We start from the raw sequence: 13,628 nt of genomic DNA on the forward strand, positions 1-13,628 counted from the left end.
TAAACATATCGAATTAGCGGCCCGGGATGCCTAACATCCGCTGAGGGCGGGTGACCTGGAGGTTGTCGGATGTCGTTTGTGGTTGCGGTGCCGGAGGCGGTGGCGGCGGCGGCAGAGAATGTGGCGAATATCGGTTCGACGCTGAATGCGGCCCGTTCGGCCGCGGCGGCCAACACCACCGGCGTTCTGGCCGCGGCAAGCGATGAGGTGTCGACGACGATCGCTTCCTTGTTCTCCAGCCACGCCGCCCAATACCAGTACGTCAGCGCCCAGGCGGCGGCCTTCCACGCCCAATTCGTCCAGCTTCTGCAGGGCGCCGGCGGCGCCTACGCGGCGACCGAGGCAGCCAGCGCGAACCCGCTGCAGACCGCTGCGCAAGACGCGCTGGGCGCGATCAACACCCCCACCGAACTGCTGTTGGGGCGCCCGCTGATCGGCAACGGCACCGACGGCGCGGCCGGCACCGGGGCGGCTGGCGGGCCGGGCGGGCTCATCTGGGGTAACGGCGGCACCGGCGGCTCAGGTGGCGCCGGTATGAACGGCGGTGCCGGCGGACCCGCCGGCCTCATCGGCGCCGGCGGAACAGGCGGCACGGGGGGTGCCGGCATGGCGGGCGGCCGTGGCGGCACCGGCGGGTGGCTCGCTGGCAGTGGCGGTATCGGCGGCGCCGGCGGGACCGGCGGCGGGGCCGGCGGGGCAGGCGGCAACGCGCTGCTGTTCGGCTTTGGTGGCGCCGGCGGGGCCGGCGCGTCCGCGGGCGGCGCCTTGAACGGCGGGGCCGGCGGTGCCGGCGGCAACGCCGGCTTCTTCTCAGGCATCGGCGGGGCTGGCGGGACCGGCGGCGACGCCACCGGCACCGGGAACGGTGGGGCCGGCGGGGCCGGCGGCAACCAGACCGGCCTCTTCCTTGGCTTCGGTGGCGCCGGCGGGCACGGCGGCGCCGCCACCGTCGGTATTGGCGGGGCCGGCGGCAACGGCGGCCAGGGCTTCGCCCGCCTCCCCTTCGGGATTGACTTGAGCCTCGGCGGGAACGGCGGGATCGGCGGCGACGCCACCGGCCTCGGGGGCACCGGCGGCGCAGGCGGCGCCGGCGGGAACAGCGGTTCGTCCGGCTTCTTCGGAATCGACTTGGCCCAAGGCGGCCTTGGCGGAGCCGGCGGCGCCGCTGCCGGCCTCGGGAGCACCGCCGGGGCCGGCGGGGCCGGCGGTGCCGCCGCCGCCCCCGACTTCTTCGGGTGGGGCGCTTCCGTCGGCGGCAACGGTGGGGCCGGCGGTGCCGCCAGTGGCATCGCGACCGGCGGCGCCGGCGGGGCCGGCGGCGAAGCCGCCACGGTGAATGGCATCGCCGGTGGCGGTGCGGGCGGAGCCGGCGGCGCCTCGGCCCTCGGCAACGGCGGCACCGGTGGGGCGGGCGGCCTGGCCGCGGCGCTTCAGGGCGCAATAGGCGGTGCCGGCGGGCACGGCGGCGCCGCTCCCGCCGGTACCGGCGGCAACAACGGCGGCGACGGCGGCGCGGGCCTTGGGTTCTTCGGTGCCGGCGGCGTCGGCGGCGACGCCGGCACCGGCGGCGGCCCGGCCAACGGCGGCAACGGGGGCAACGCCGGGATCATCGACATGGGCACCTACAACCCATCGATCTTCGGCGTCGGCGGCAACGGCGGCAACGGTTTCGGCACCGGGCACGGCGGCACCGGCGGCCTCGGCGGTCACTTCGGCGCGCCCGGCAAGCACGGAACTCCCTAGTCGCTGAAATCCCTTGTGTCACTCTGGCTTCAGGGGTCACATATCGGCGTTTGTTGTCGGTGGCCGTTCGTACGATTCGGGTTATGGATGCGAGCAGTCGTGAGGAGATCGTCGAGGTTTTCGACGCGCTCGATCACGACCTGAAGCGCCTGTGCGACTTGTCTTTTGACATGCTCACCACCCCGGAACGGTTGCGGGCTCTCGAGCGCATGGAAGGCGCGGCGCGTCGGCTGCGCGCCCCGCAGCACACGCTGATCAATCAACTCGCCGCCCAAGCCAGCGCTGAAGAACTCGGTGGCACGCTGCGTGGTGCGCTGGCCGACCGGTTGCGCGTCACCAAGGGCGAGGCCGGCCGGCGTATCGCCGAGGCCGAGGATTTGGGTGAACGCCGGGCGCTGACCGGGGAGCCGCTGGCACCACAGTTGGCCGCGACCGCGGCCGCCCAACGCGACGGCTGCATCGGCGACGGGCACGTGAAGGTCATCCGCAGCTTTTTCGCCCAGCTGCCCGACGACGTCGACCCGGGCACCCGGGAGGCCGCCGAGGCCGATCTGGCCGGCAAGGCCCGCGGCTATCGGCCTGATGAATTGGCCAAATACGCCCAGCGGATCATGGACTGGCTGCACCCGGACGGCGAATACAGCGACACGCAGCGGGCCCGCCGGCGCGGCATCACGCTGGGCGCCCAGGAACTCGACGGGATGTCGCGCCTCACCGGGTTGATCACTCCCGAATTGCGGGCCGCGATCGAAGCCATGCTGGCTAAGCTGGCCGCCCCCGGCGCGTGCAACCCCGACGACGAAACCCCCGTGGTCGATGACGATCCCGACCAGGATGCGGTGCGCCGCGACACCCGATCCAGCGCCCAGCGCAACCACGACGCCTTCCTCGCCGGGCTGCGTGCCCTGTTCGCCTCCGGCAAGCTGGGCACCCACAACGGGTTACCGGTGTCGATCGTTGCCACCACCACGCTGCGGGAGCTGGAGGCGGCCACCGGCAAGGCGCTGACCGGCGGGGGCACCTTGGTGCCGATGTCGGACGTGATCCGCTGGGCCGGCCACGCCCACCACTACCTCGCCATCTTCGACCAAGCCAAGCCGCTGGCGCTCTACCACACCAAACGCCTGGCCAGCCCGGCACAGCGAATCATGCTCCACGCTCGCGATCGCGGCTGCACCAAACCCGGCTGCGACGCCCCGGCCTATCACAGCCAGGTCCACCACGTCACCGGCTGGAAAACCACCCGCCGCACCGACATCGACGACCTCACCCTGGCCTGCGGCCCCGACAACCGCCTCGCCGAACAAGGCTGGACCACCCGCACCAACACCCGCGGCGAAACCGAATGGCTACCCCCACCCCACCTCGACCGCGGACAACCCCGCACCAACAGCTTCCACCACCCCGAACGATTCCTGCGCGACACCGATGATGACCCGTAGCGGCTCTTGATCGGCTCCGCCGTCACGCGGTAGCGTGGTCCTGCCAATTACGAAACCATGCGTAGCGTAATTGGAGAGCCCCGCCTACCGGAAGGATCGGCTTAATGCGCAGCCGCTATGCCGGCCATCCGTTCACCACCCCGACGGCCGAAATCGCTGTCGCGCTCGAGGATGTCAGCGTCCCGACCTTGCTGCTCTCGCTCGTCCACATCACTGGCGACCCGCGGTTCATCCGGGACTTCAAACCCATGGGGATCTTCCTCAACGAGGTCCAGGGGTTCATGTCCGAGGAGGACAAGGCCCGCGCCCGCGCGGCGGCGCTGCCGGTGATCACCGATTACCGGGATCGCGGTTGTCCCGAACCCGAGCCTCTGAGCGCAGAGCTCATCCGCGAGATGATGGACTGGGCCGCCTGCGAACACGTGACCGACGATTACCTGCCGCTGATCCTCGAGGAGATGGATCTCGAGGGCGTCGACCCCCGTCGCCCGGCCGCGCTGCCGGCCGAAGCCGCCGCCGAGCTACCGGTCCTGGTGGTCGGGTGCGGCGAATCGGGCATTCTGGCCGGAATCCGCCTCAAGCAAGCCAACATCCCGTTCACCATCGTCGAAAAGAACGCCGGGCCCGGCGGAACGTGGTGGGAGAACAGCTATCCCGGCGCCCGTGTCGATGTCGCGAACCATTTCTATTGCTACAGCTTCGAACCCAACAACAAATGGACTCACTTCTTCGCCGAGCAGCACGAGCTGCAGGACTATTTCACCGGGGTGATGAACAAGCACGACCTGGCCCAGCACGTCCGGTGGAACACCGAGGTGGTCGCGGCCGAGTGGAACGACCCAGATGGGGCGTGGACCGTCTCCCTGCGCAGCGCCGACGGTGAGACGAGCACGATCACCGCGCGTGCCGTCGTCACCGCGGTCGGGCAGCTGAACCGGCCGAATATCCCCGAATTCGACGGGGCCGACAGCTTCGAGGGACCGTCGTTTCACTCCGCCGCCTGGGATCACTCGGTCGACCTGACGGGCAAGCGGGTCGCTCTGATCGGGGCCGGCGCCAGCGGATTTCAGATCGCACCCGCGATCGCCGACCAAGTCGAGCGGCTGACGGTGTTCCAGCGGACCGCGCAATGGATGTTTCCGAACGCCATGTACCACGACGAGGTCGGCGACGGCGTGCGCTGGGCGATGCGCCACCTGCCGTTCTACGGGCGGTGGTATCGGTTCCTCGTGCTGTGGCCCGGCGCCGACAAGGGCCTCGACGCGGCGGAGGGTGACCCGAATTACGCCGATCAGGACTACGCCGTCAGCGACATCAACGCCGCCGCGCGAATGATGTTCTCGCAGTGGATCACCAGCCAGGTCGGCGAGGGCCCGGACTCCCAAGAGCTGTTGGACAAGGTGCTGCCCGACTACCCCGCCACGGGCAAGCGGACCCTCCAGGACAACGGCAGCTGGTTGCGGACGCTGCAACGGGACAACGTCGAGCTGGTGCGCACGCCGATCCAAAAGATCACGCCGCACGGCGTCGTTACCGAGGACGGCGTTACGCACGACGTGGACGTCATTGTCTACGCCACCGGATTCCGGCACACCGATGTGCTGTGGCCGCTGAAAGTGCGGGGCCGCAACGGGATTGGCCTGCACGAGATGTGGGGGAGTCGACCGTACGCCCACCTGGGCATCACCGTGCCGGGATTCCCGAACTTCTTCATCATCTACGGACCCGGAACCCACCTCGCCCACGGCGGCAGCCTGATCTTCCAATCCGAACTGCAGATGCGCTACGTCGACCAGTGCCTGCGGCGGCTCGCGGAGCAGAGGCTGCATTCGATCGAGCCCAAGGCCGAGGCCGCCACCGCATGGCACGAACGGACACAAACGCAGATCAAGAAGATGGTCTGGTCGCACCCCGCGGTCAAGCATTCCTATTTCAAGAACGCCGACGGCGAGATCCACACCGTCAGCCCGTGGCGCCTCAACGAGTACTGGGCCGCGGTGCGCGAGCCCGACTGGTCGCAATTTCTTGTGCGACAAAAAGAGTGAGTGCGAGAGCGAAAGTGAGCACATCAGCATGCGCACGGTAGTCGTCGACGGACCCCGCAACATTCGAGTGGAGACCCGCCCGGATCCCGCGCTGCCCGGCCCGGACGGAGCCATCGTCGAAGTCACCGCCGCCGGCATCTGCGGATCCGATCTGCACTTCTACGAGGCCGATTTCCCGATGCCCGAGCCGATTGCGCTGGGCCACGAAGCCGTCGGCACCGTCGTGGAAGTCGGACCCGAGGTGCGTACGGTCAAGGCCGGCGACCAGGTCATGGTGTCCTCGGTGACCGGCTGCGGCCACTGCCCGGGCTGTGCCACCCGCGATCCGGTCCTCTGCTACTCCGGGTTTCAGATCTTCGGCGGGGGTCTGCTCGGCGGTGCGCAGGCCGATCTGCTCGCCGTGCCCGCCGCCGATTTTCAGCTGCTGAAGACCCCCGAGGGGATCAGCACCGAGCAGGCGCTCCTGTTGACCGACAACCTGGCCACCGGCTGGGCCGCCGCGCAGCGCGCCGATATTCCGCTCGGCGGCACGGTGGCCGTGATCGGACTGGGCGCCGTCGGGCTGTGCTCACTGCGCAGCGCGCTTTTCCAGGGCGCCGCAACGATTTTCGCCGTCGATCAGGTCGATGGCCGGCTGGACCGCGCCGCCCGGTGGGGAGCCACGCCGATAAAGGCGCCGGCGGTCGAGGCCATCCTCGCGGCGACGGGGGGCCGCGGCGCCGACGCCGTGATCGACGCCGTCGCCACGGACGCGTCCCTGACCGACGCGCTCAATGCGGTGCGGGCGGGAGGCACCGTCTCGGTGGTCGGTGTGCACGATATGAATCCGTATCCGCTCAACGCCCTGGGCTGCCTGATTCGCAGCATCACGCTGCGGATGACCACGGCGCCGGTCCAGCGGACGTGGCCGGAGTTGATCCCGCTGCTGCGGTCCGGCCGGCTCGACGTCGACGGAATCTTCACCACCACACTGCCGCTGGACGAGGCGGCCAAGGGCTACGCGACCGCCGAGGCGCGGTCCGGGGACGAGGTGAAGGTCCTGCTGACGCCTTGACTCGGCTCAGCCCGAGCGCGTCGCCGTGATGTATTGCGAGTGCATGAAAGCGTCGATCTTGACGTCGACCTCCGGCGGGGTCATCCCGTAGCCGGCCTGCAGGTCCAGCGTGTTGCGGACCGGTTCGACCGCCCAGCCGTGCGCGGCGAGCGACTCCGCCGGGTCGGACGTGGGTTCGTAGGTGAGGGCGGAGAAGTCCACGTCGCCGGACATGTTCACGCCGGGGTGGTCGGCTTCGAGGGCGGCGAGCTGCTGGCGGTCCAACCGCGAGCCCAGCGCGCCGATGGCGATTCGGCTGCCGGGCGCGCTGAGCCCGCTGATGCGGGTGAAGAGCGCGTTCTGGGCTTCGTCGGTCAGGTAGGGCAGCACCCCCTCCACCGACCAGGCGCTGGGCGTCTCGGTGTCGAAGCCGGCCTCTTCCAACGTGCGCGACCACTCCGTGCGCAGGTCGGCCCCGACCTCGACGCGGCGAGCCTTGGGCGTGGCGCCGTGCTCACCGAGGACGCGGGCCTTGAATTCCAGGACTGCGGGCAGATCGACCTCGAAAACCGTCGTGCCGGAAGGCCATTCCAGGCGATAGGCCCGCGAGTCCAATCCGGCGGCGACGATCACCGCTTGCCGGATGCCCGCGGCGCCGGCGGACGTGAAGAAGTCGTCGAAGAACCGGGTTTGCACGCCGTAGAGGCGCGGAAAGGCCGTCTCGTCGTCGGAGGTTCCGGGATTGGCTAGCACACCGGCCAGGTACGGGTCCTGCGAGGCGGCGATGAACAGCTTCGCGTAATCGTCGCGGACCAGCGGTTGCGGTCCCACCGCGTGCAGCGCCCGCCATCCCGCCACCAGCAGCGCGGTGTAGCCCACGCCACTGACGATGTCCCACTGATCGTCGTCGGAACGAAGCGAACCGAATTCCGGCGTGGTGCTCATGAAAAACCGCTCATGAACAACCAACGTACCCGCGCCGCTGCCGTCACAGCTCCAGCATCACCGTGACCGGGCCGTCGTTCACCAATTCGACATCCATGTGCGCGCCGAACACGCCGGTCTGCACCTCGGCGCCCAGCGCTCGCAACGCGTCCGCGAACACCACCACCAGCGGTTCGGCGAGCTCTGCGGGTGCAGCCGCGTTCCAGGACGGACGCCGGCCCTTGGCGGTGTCGGCGTACAGGGTGAACTGGCTGACCACCAGGATGGGCGCGTCGACATCGGACGCGGACCGTTCGCCGGCGAGAATGCGCAGATTCCAGAGCTTTTCGGCCAGCCGGCGCGCCTTGTCGGGATCGTCGCTGTGGGTGACACCGACGAACGCCAACAGGCCCTGGCCGTCCGGCCGGACGGCTCCCACCTCCCGGCCGTCGACCGACACCGACGCCGACGAGACCCGTTGCACCAGAACCCGCATGGCCCTCGATGCTGCCAGGTTCGCCACGAGAAGGTTGGGTAGGCTCGTAACGTGTCGGTGCTCGTCGCGTTTTCGGTCACCCGGCTGGGCGTCGGCGAGGGCGTCGGCGAGATAGTCGCCGACGCGGTTCGCGTGGTGCGCGAGTCCGGCCTGCCCAACAAGACCGACTCCATGTTCACCGTGATCGAGGGCGCCAGCTGGGAGCAGGTGATGGGCGTCGTCCAGCGCGCCGTCGAGGCGGTGGCCGCCCGCGCGCCCCGGGTCAGCACGGTGATCAAGGTGGATTGGCGAGCCGGGGCCCACGACGCGATGACGCAGAAGGTCGCCACCGTCGAGCGTCATCTGGCCGGCGGTTAGCCGCGTACCGCGTCCCGGAACGCCCGCTCGGCCGCGTCGCCGTGGACCGCGAACACGACCTTTTCCAGCGAGCTCGGCGGGTGTTGCCGGACGACGTCGACCATCAGCCGTGCCGCATTTTCGAGCGGGAAGCCGCCGACGCCGGTGCCGAATGCCACCAGCGCGAGCGAGCGGCAGCCGAGTTCGTCGGCCTTCCGTAACGTGGAAGCCGTTGCGCGCGTGATGATCTCGGCGGACGTCGGGCCACCCGGCTCCATCGTCGCCGCGTGGATCACGTAGCGCGCCGGCATGTCGCCGGCGGTGGTTTCGACCGCGTCCCCGAGCCCGATCGGCGCTTTCTCCGTGGACTCACGTTGCACCTCGGCCCCGCCGGCGCGGGCGATGGCCGCAGCGACACCCCCACCGTGCCGCAGCTGTGTGTTGGCCGCGTTGGTGATCGCGTCGACGTCGAGCCTGGTCACGTCCGCCTGCAAAACCTCGAGCTCGATCATCGGCGGACCACCGCGTAAAGCCGCCACAAGTCCGGCACGCCCTTGAGCTCGTACTCACCGCGCGGCGCGAAGTCGCGCCCGGAGCCGGCGACGATGTCGCGCAAGGTCGAGGACACCAGCACCTCGCTCGGCCCGGCCAGCGCCGAAACGCGCGCACCGATGTGTACCGACAGCCCGGCGACGTCGTTGCCGCGAACCTCGATCTCGCCCGCGTGAATGCCGACCCGCACCTCGACGCCGAGCACACGCACCGCCTCGACGACGGCGTCGGCGAACGAAATTGCGGCGCTGGGACTCACAAACGTCGCGAGGAATCCGTCACCGGCCCGGTTTCTTTCGGTCCCGCCGAATCGCCTGATCTCCCCGCGGACCACGTTGTCGTGCCGGTCGAGCAGATCTCGCCAGCGTTGGTCGCCGAGTTCGGCGGCGCGCTGGGTGCCGCCGACGATGTCGGTGAACACGATCGTGGTGAGCACGCGCTCACTGTCGGAGCCCCCGCGAACGCCGGTGATGAACTCCTCGATTTCCCCGAGCATCGGCCCGGCGTCGCCGACCCAGTACAGCGAATCTTCGCCCGGCAGTTCGACATAGCGTGCGCCGGCGATGTGCTGCGCCAGGTAACGACCATTGTCCACTAAGATGAATTTGACGTTATCACGATGCAGGACAAGGGTTTTCACGCCGATGCGGGGGAGTGTGTCGCGCACGTCGCTCTCGGTCACTACTTTGCTCACGGCACGCGCCATGCTCGGTGACGCCGCGCGGTTGCCGGCGATGTCCCACCACGCCCGAAACGCGTCGTCGCGCGCGACGCTGGGCGCGATGATTCCCAGCACGTCGAACCCCTGTTCAACCGCATCGGGCTCGATCGCGACGGACGTGAACGGGTCGGTGGCGCTGGGCCGCGCGCCGACGGGGTAGTCGGGCGCCCACAGCACCCGCGCCGTGCCATTGACGATCACCAGGCTGCGCACCCGTTCGGCGTAGTCGGCGGCAAGCACCAGCCCACTCATCGCGTTGTAGCTCGTCGCGAGGATGGACGCCTGCTCGCTGCCGACCGCATCCATCACGGCGATCGCGTCCTCCGCCCAGAACTTCGGCCCGATCATCTCCAGCGAGGCCACCCGCGACGACAGGCCCATTCCGCGGAAATCGAAGCGGATCACGCGGCTGAACGACGCCAGGCGCCGGTAGAAGCGGTACAGGGAGGGCTCGGCGTCGATCGAGTCGATCGGTATCGACGGTCCCGCCAGCAAGACCAGGTCGACCGGGCCTTCGCCGAAGACCTGGTAGGCGATGTCGATATCACCGCATTTGGCGTAGCGAATCCGCGGCGCAGACGTCCCGGCCACCGCCTCAGGCTAGTGCAGTCAACCGACACAAGACACGCCAGTAGGCTCATGCCGGTGAGCGCACGTGCAGGCATCGTCGTCACCGGAACCGAAGTCCTCACCGGGCGCGTTAAGGACGCGAACGGTCCCTGGATCGCCGACCGCCTGCTGGAGCTGGGCGTCGAGCTAGCGCACATCACCATCTGCGGTGACCGCCCGGCCGACATCGAGGCGCAGCTGCGTTTCATGGCCGAGCAGGGCGTCGACCTGATCGTGACCAGCGGTGGGCTCGGCCCGACGGCCGACGACATGACCGTCGAGGTAGTGGCGCGCTTCTGCGGCCGCGAGCTGGTCCTCGACGAGAAAACCGAGAACAAGATCGCCGAGATCCTCAAGAGATTGATGAGCCGCAATCCCGCGTTCCAATCCGCTCTTGACCCCGGCACTTTCGAGTCGATCAGGGCCGCCAACCGTAAGCAGGCGATGGTCCCCGAAGGCGCGCAGGTGCTCGACCCCGTCGGCACCGCACCGGGCGTGGTGGTGCCCGGCAAGCCCACGGTGATTGTGCTTCCGGGACCGCCGCGCGAGCTACAACCCATGTGGCACACCGCAATCGAGACGCCCGCCGCGCAGGAGGCGATCGCCGGCCGAACGTCCTACCGGCAGGACATGATCCGGATGTTCGGCCTGCCCGAGTCGGGGCTGGCCGAGACGCTGCGGGACGCCGAGAAATCCGTCCCCGGCTTCGGGCGCCTGGAGATCACCACCTGCCTGCGCCGCGGGGAGATCGAAATGGTTACGCGCTACGAGCCCGACGCCGCTGACGCCTACGCGCGCCTGACCGAGGTGCTGCGCGAGCGCCACGGAAATCAGATCTACTCCGAAGACGGCTCGAAGGTGGACGACCTGGTTGCGCGGTTGCTGCAAGGCCGCTGGATCGCGACGGCGGAGTCCTGCACTGCGGGCCTGCTGGCGGCGCGGCTGACCGATCGGGCCGGGTCCTCGGACTATGTGGCGGGCGGCGTCGTGTCCTATTCCAACGAGGCGAAGGCCCAACTACTGGGCGTCGACCCGGCGCTGATCGAAAAACACGGCGCGGTGTCCGAGCCGGTGGCCGAGGCCATGGCGGCGGGCGCGCTGAAGCGCTTCGGTGCCGACACCGCCGTCGCGATCACCGGGATCGCCGGCCCGGGCGGCGGCACCCCGGAAAAGCCCGTCGGCACAGTGTGTTTCACCGTGATACTGGGTGACGGCCGCACCGATACCCGAATGCTGCGGCTGCCCGGGAACCGCTCCGACGTCCGCGAGCGGTCGACGACGGTCGCGATGCACCTGCTGCTGCGCATGCTCGGCGCCGCCGAATAGCCTCACGTCATTTCGGTTGGCAAGAAAGCGCTTTCGGAGGTGCCGAAGCGAATCCCCGTGGCATCCTTGCCGATCAGCGTGAGGAACGCCACGGCAATCAGCACCGGCACGATCGTCGCCGCCAGCGCGAAGGGGTAGCCGTGCGACTCGGCCAGGCGCTCCTGGATGGGCAGGTTGAACGCGGCCAACAGGTTGCCGAGCTGGTAGGTCACGCCGGGGTAGAGGCCGCGGATGGCGTCCGGGGACATCTCGGTGAGATGCGCGGGGATGACGCCCCACGCGCCCTGCACGCAGAGCTGCATCAGAAACGAGCCGAGGCACAGCATCGCCGCGCCGTGCGAGTAGGCGAACAGCGGCACGATCGGCAGGCCCAACAACGCGCAGAAGATGATCGTGTAGCGGCGGCCGAACCGCTGCGACATCGTGCCGAAGAACAGGCCGCCGATGATGGCGCCGATGTTGTAGACGATGACGATCACCTTGACGGTCGCGCTGGGCAGGCCGGCGCCGTGATTGCCCGTGGCCCCCAAGAACGTGGGGTAGACGTCCTGGGTGCCGTGGCTCATCCAGTTGAAGGCGGTCATCAGCAGCACCAGGTAGAAGAATCGGCGGATGATCGCCGCGTCGCGCAGCACGTCGCGGATCCTGGTGCTGGTGAGCCGCATCCGGTCCTGCGCGGCCTCCCACACCTCGGACTCCTCCACGCGGTACCGGATGATGAGGCTGATCAGTGCCGGGATGATGCTCAGGGCGAACAGCCAGCGCCACGACAACCCGAGCCAGTTCATCACCACCAGCGACGCGACGCTCGCCAGCAGATAACCGAACGCGTAACCCTCCTGCAGTAGCCCCGAGAAGAACCCGCGCCGCTCCACCGGAACCTTCTCCATGGCCAGCGCGGCCCCCAACCCCCACTCACCGCCCATGCCAATGCCATACAGCAGCCGCAGCACCACCAGAACGGTGAAATTGGGCGCGAACGCGCACAGGAACCCCACCACCGAGTAGAACATCACGTCGACCATCAGCGGGAGCCGCCGCCCGACGCGGTCGGCCCACAGCCCGAACAGCAGCGCGCCGACGGGGCGCATGATCAGGGTTGCCGTCGTGACGAACGCGACCTCCGCCTTGCTGATATGGAACGTCTTGGCGATGTCGGCGTAGACGAGCACGACGATGAAGTAGTCGAACGCGTCCATCGTCCAGCCCAGCAGCGCCGCGACGAACGAGTTTCGCTGGTCGGCGGTCAACTTCTTTCGAGGGCTTTGTGTGGTCACTTCAGCATCGTGCAGTACCGGGCGGCGATGCGCGAGAGTAAGTTCCGGATACATGCGAATCATCGACGCCGATGGACACGTTGCCGAGAACTCCTCGCTGGCGATCGAAGCGATCAAGCGCTGGCCCGACCACGTCAGGCCCAGCACGGACGGGCGGCTGCGGTTGGTGTTCGAGGGCCGCAACTACCCGGAGGACGAGGGTCCCGGCGCGGGTTGCCCGCCCGAGCACGGGATCAGCAAGGCACCCGACATCAATTGCCGCTCACCCGAGGGCGTGCTGGGCGACGCCGACCGCGATCACATCGACACCATGGTGCTGTATCCGAGCATGGGACTGTGCGCGCCCAGCTTGGAGGACCCGGAATTCGCCGCGGGGTTCTCGCGGCTCTACAACCAGTGGATCGCGGATTACTGCGCATCCTCGGGGGGCCGGCTGCGCGGCGTGGCGGTCACCCCGATCGAACACGGCCAGGCGGCCATCGACGTGATGACCGAGGCCAAGGAGCTCGGGCTGGTGGCGACGCTGATCCCCCCGGCGCTCAAGGCCCGTAACCTCGACCACCCCGATCTCGATCCGTTCTACGCCGCCGCCGTCGAGCTTCAGATGCCGCTGGGCGTGCACGGCGCACCCGGCATCCACCTGCCGAAGATCGGCGTGGACCGATTCACCAATTACATTCAGGTGCACTGCATCAGCTTTCCCTTCGACCAGATGACGGCGATGACCGCGATGGTCTCCGGCGGCGTCTTCGAGCGGCATCCCCAGTTGCGGGTCGCGTTCCTCGAGGCGGGCGCGGGGTGGGTCCCGTTCTTCATCGATCGCCTGCACGAGCATTACGAGAAGCGGGGCGACTGGGTCGAGCGCGGCTGGCGCCGCGATCCGCACGAGTACCTGGCCGCGGGCAACATCTTCGTGACGTGCGAGCCGGAGGAACCGATCCTCCCCGGCGTGATCGACGTGCTGGGCGCCGACTTCATCATGTTCGCCAGCGATTACCCGCACTGGGACGGCGAATGGCCGGAGAGCACCAAGCACCTGCGGACGCGCGCGGACATCAGCGAGGAGGCGCGCGAGAAGATCGGCGCACTGAACGCGCAGCGCTTCTACAACCTGAATTAGGTCG

General features: G+C 68.9%; 12 protein-coding genes. 7 read left to right on the forward strand and 5 right to left on the reverse strand.

Going from position 1 to position 13,628, the window contains the following annotated elements; genetic code table 11:
* Window positions 1-69: 69 nt before the first annotated feature.
* The 4 genes from AC5Y5E_RS25185 (at window position 70) to AC5Y5E_RS25200 (ending at window position 6,284) form a co-directional block, all read left to right on the forward strand.
* A complete protein-coding gene (locus tag AC5Y5E_RS25185) occupies window positions 70-1,743 on the forward strand; it encodes a PE family protein (RefSeq protein WP_499905916.1) in 1,674 nt (557 codons plus the stop codon).
* Window positions 1,744-1,826: 83 nt separating this feature from the next.
* On the forward strand, window positions 1,827-3,185 hold the full coding sequence (locus AC5Y5E_RS25190; protein ID WP_499905918.1) for an HNH endonuclease signature motif containing protein: 1,359 nt from the start codon (window positions 1,827-1,829) through the stop codon (window positions 3,183-3,185).
* 104 nt (window positions 3,186-3,289) lie between these two features.
* Window positions 3,290-5,230, forward strand: a complete 1,941-nt coding sequence (locus AC5Y5E_RS25195) for a flavin-containing monooxygenase (RefSeq protein ID WP_499905919.1) — start codon at window positions 3,290-3,292, stop codon at window positions 5,228-5,230.
* A 28-nt stretch (window positions 5,231-5,258) separates the two neighbouring features.
* Entirely contained in the window at window positions 5,259-6,284 is a 1,026-nt protein-coding gene (locus AC5Y5E_RS25200) for an alcohol dehydrogenase catalytic domain-containing protein (RefSeq protein ID WP_499905921.1), read from the forward strand.
* Between the two features lie 6 nt (window positions 6,285-6,290).
* Here AC5Y5E_RS25200 and AC5Y5E_RS25205 read toward each other — a convergent pair whose 3' ends face one another.
* Both AC5Y5E_RS25205 and dtd read right to left on the reverse strand, forming a co-directional pair.
* Window positions 6,291-7,208 carry a class I SAM-dependent methyltransferase gene (locus AC5Y5E_RS25205; protein ID WP_499905923.1) on the reverse strand — a complete coding sequence of 306 codons (918 nt, stop codon included), beginning with the start codon at window positions 7,206-7,208 and terminating at the stop codon, window positions 6,291-6,293.
* 43 nt (window positions 7,209-7,251) lie between these two features.
* Window positions 7,252-7,683 carry a D-aminoacyl-tRNA deacylase gene (gene dtd / locus AC5Y5E_RS25210; RefSeq protein WP_499905924.1) on the reverse strand — a complete coding sequence of 144 codons (432 nt, stop codon included), beginning with the start codon at window positions 7,681-7,683 and terminating at the stop codon, window positions 7,252-7,254.
* Between the two features lie 51 nt (window positions 7,684-7,734).
* On the opposite strand from dtd, the gene AC5Y5E_RS25215 reads away from it, so the two are divergent.
* Window positions 7,735-8,040, forward strand: coding sequence for an MTH1187 family thiamine-binding protein (locus AC5Y5E_RS25215; RefSeq protein ID WP_499905926.1), 306 nt, complete (start codon window positions 7,735-7,737; stop codon window positions 8,038-8,040).
* On the opposite strand, the gene AC5Y5E_RS25220 is transcribed toward AC5Y5E_RS25215, so the two are convergent.
* Complete coding sequence (locus tag AC5Y5E_RS25220; protein ID WP_499905927.1) at window positions 8,037-8,531, reverse strand: macro domain-containing protein; 495 nt, start codon at window positions 8,529-8,531, stop codon at window positions 8,037-8,039. The two genes, AC5Y5E_RS25215 and AC5Y5E_RS25220, sit on opposite strands and share 4 nt — an antisense overlap.
* Entirely contained in the window at window positions 8,528-9,883 is a 1,356-nt protein-coding gene (lipJ, locus tag AC5Y5E_RS25225; RefSeq protein ID WP_499905928.1) for a bifunctional lipase/adenylate cyclase LipJ, read from the reverse strand. The genes AC5Y5E_RS25220 and lipJ overlap by 4 nt, the downstream gene beginning before the upstream one ends.
* 54 nt (window positions 9,884-9,937) lie before the next feature.
* Here lipJ and AC5Y5E_RS25230 point away from each other — a divergent pair, with 54 nt between their 5' ends.
* Window positions 9,938-11,227, forward strand: a complete 1,290-nt coding sequence (locus AC5Y5E_RS25230) for a competence/damage-inducible protein A (RefSeq protein ID WP_499905930.1) — start codon at window positions 9,938-9,940, stop codon at window positions 11,225-11,227.
* 2 nt (window positions 11,228-11,229) lie between these two features.
* Here AC5Y5E_RS25230 and AC5Y5E_RS25235 read toward each other — a convergent pair whose 3' ends face one another.
* Window positions 11,230-12,567: an MFS transporter gene (locus AC5Y5E_RS25235; protein ID WP_499905931.1), complete on the reverse strand. Its 1,338-nt coding sequence runs from the start codon at window positions 12,565-12,567 to the stop codon at window positions 11,230-11,232.
* Between AC5Y5E_RS25235 and AC5Y5E_RS25240 the strand changes: the two genes are divergently transcribed.
* Window positions 12,557-13,624: an amidohydrolase family protein gene (locus AC5Y5E_RS25240; protein WP_499905932.1), complete on the forward strand. Its 1,068-nt coding sequence runs from the start codon at window positions 12,557-12,559 to the stop codon at window positions 13,622-13,624. The two genes, AC5Y5E_RS25235 and AC5Y5E_RS25240, sit on opposite strands and share 11 nt — an antisense overlap.
* Window positions 13,625-13,628: the final 4 nt, after the last annotated feature.

Source organism: Mycobacterium sp. NGS54 (assembly GCF_059812465.1).